The sequence below is a fragment of the Methyloceanibacter sp. genome (genome assembly GCF_049590335.1).
Lineage (GTDB): Bacteria > Pseudomonadota > Alphaproteobacteria > Rhizobiales > Methyloligellaceae > Methyloceanibacter.
Genome location: NZ_JBAWCQ010000005.1, coordinates 1 through 2,252 on the forward strand (window position 1 = coordinate 1; position 2,252 = coordinate 2,252).

2 protein-coding genes and 1 pseudogene are annotated in these 2,252 nt (G+C 61.6%); 1 reads left to right on the forward strand and 2 read right to left on the reverse strand.

The window, feature by feature from the left end; translation table 11 throughout:
- On the reverse strand, positions 1-136 hold a 136-nt coding region (locus tag WBQ77_RS00450; protein WP_424058419.1), incomplete at its 3' end, for a LysR family transcriptional regulator.
- A 74-nt stretch (positions 137-210) separates the two neighbouring features.
- On the opposite strand from WBQ77_RS00450, the gene WBQ77_RS00455 reads away from it, so the two are divergent.
- Complete coding sequence (locus WBQ77_RS00455; RefSeq protein ID WP_424044792.1) at positions 211-852, forward strand: class I SAM-dependent methyltransferase; 642 nt, start codon at positions 211-213, stop codon at positions 850-852.
- 25 nt (positions 853-877) lie between these two features.
- Here WBQ77_RS00455 and acpA read toward each other — a convergent pair.
- Positions 878-2,236: pseudogene (acpA, locus tag WBQ77_RS00460) on the reverse strand (acid phosphatase).
- Positions 2,237-2,252 lie beyond the last annotated feature (16 nt).

The window sequence follows — 2,252 nt, forward strand, 5'->3', positions numbered from 1 at the left end:
GGCGGCCCAGCGTGGGTTGCGTCAGGCCCAGCACCCGCGCGCCGCCGGAGAACGAACCTTCCTCAGCGGTCGCGAGAAAGGCGCGGACTTGGTTCCAGTCGAAAGATATGGCCTGCCAGTTCATGCACATCTGCATACACTTACTGCGATTTTAGGCAATTAACATTTCAAGACTGTATAAGTATCCCTGTGTTCGAAGGGAGCTCACTCATGAAAAATGCTGCACAGTTTTGGAATGGGCAGGCGGAGAAGTACGCCAAGAAGCCGATCGCCAACATGCAGGCCTACAACGCCACGCTCGATCGCACGCGGTCCTATTTGGCAAAGGATCAGTATGTGTTGGAGGTGGGATGCGGCACGGGAGCGACGGCATTGCAGCTTTGCGATAGCGTACAGGAATATGTAGGGAGCGACATCTCGAGCGGCATGATCCGCATCGCGAGCGAAACGGCTTTTGCGCGCGGCGCGCGGAATGTCGCCTTCAAAACGGCCGGCGTCGGGGACATCGTAGGGACGACCAATTCTTTCGACGCGGTTCTCGGCTTCAACCTGCTGCATTTGCTGCCGAGGCTCGACGAGGACCTCCGCAGTATCGCGTCGGTCTTGAAACCGGGCGGGCTGTTCATCTCCAAGACGTTTTGCCATCTGGGCCCGGCGGCGCCGCTCAAATATCGGCTCATGAAAGTCGTTTTGCCCGTCATGCAGTTGCTCGGGCTGGCGCCGTTCGTCCAGTTCCAGAACGAGGCCGAACTCAAGCAGCGCGTCGCCGCGCAAGGGTTCGATATATTGGAAACGCGGCACTTCGGGACGGATGTCTCGGTGCCGTTCATCGTTGCCCGCAAAGTCTCATGATCGGGCAGGGGATCTGAGGCCAGGCTCAGTCGTCGGCGATCGCGAACGCGTTGCGTAAGTCGCCGCACTGCGTCCGAATGCCGGGCAGGAGCTCGAGGCCGAACCGTTTCGAGATGAACGCCAGGATGGACGTGGTGTCGTAGATCGAATGGTCGACGAAGCCCTTTTTGGCTTAAGGCGACGCGATGACCGTGGGCACGCGCGTTCCCGGGCCCCAACGATCGCCGTCGGACGGCGGGGCCGGGCCCCAGAAGCCGCCGTTCTCGTCATGGGTGATGATGATCGCCATGTTATCCCATTGGGGGCTGCGCCGGAGCGTGCCGACAATTCTGGCGATCATGAGATCGCCCGCGGCCATGGTGCTCTCGCCGGGATGCTGATTGCTGGTGCCGTCGGGCTTGACGAAGACAACGGCGGGCAGGGTGCCCTTTCGGGCCGCCAGCCAGAAATCCTCCATGTCCTTCAGGCGCTTTCCGCGTGCCTTCGTACCAGGCGCGTATTTGGCGAAGTAGTTGTACGACTGATGGTGCGGCTGAAAGTTCACCGTGCCCAATTTGTTGTAGATCGCGCCGCGATAGGCGAGCGCAACCTTCCAGCCTTGTGCATACCAAGCCCAGTCGACGCCTTTCTCCGACAGCCGGTCGCCTAGTGTGGGGAGCTCAAGCGCCGGCAGCGGATATTTCTCCGGGTCGGCGAATTGCGGGTCGCCGTGTTTGGCGGGGGCGATACCGCTCGGCTGATAGGCCGGCTGAACCGTGTTCACCACATGACCGTCCGGCGAGACGCTGCCGTCCTGGACCCAGATGGGTGGGCCTTACAGCGCTGATTTCGGCGAGTCGGGAGCGAGCTTCAGGTCGCCCTTCTCATTCAAAACTACGCGGAGGTGTTCCGGCGCGTTGGGGAAGGGCGGGGAGCAGGCGCAAGCGAGGAAAAAGTGATTGAGGTTCGAACCGCCATAGGCCGCCTGTAAGAACTGGTCCGCGAGCGTGAACTCCTTGGCGGGCCGGTACAGGTGCGTCCCCTTGCCGGCGAAGTTGCCCATGGCGAGGGAGCCGGTATCCGTCCAGGCAACGAACAGGTCTTTCGAGCCGCCATTGATCTGGGCGCGGTTTTGATAGAGGCGATGGACCGGCGTGCGGTTGAGGACGTCGGGCGGCCGGTTATAGGGCGGGGCGCTGATGCGGAACGGAGCGTTCGGCATCGAGGCTGGATAGGCCGGATCGGGCTTCGCGGCATGCTTTTGCCAAACGGGCGGGAGCGAGGGCAGCACGGAGCCGTCGCGGTCCTTCTGGAGGATCGAGGCTTTCGGTGCGTCCTCGACATTGAGCGTTCCGGGAAAATCGGGCAGCAGATGCGTGAAGCTGCGGTTCTCGGCGTAGATCACGACGATGGTTTTGATT

What these genes read in the sequence shown, in the direction of transcription:
- WBQ77_RS00455 (WP_424044792.1), top strand. Translation starts at nt 211, where the DNA reads ATGAAAAATGCTGCACAGTTTTGGAATGGGCAGGCGGAGAAGTACGCC.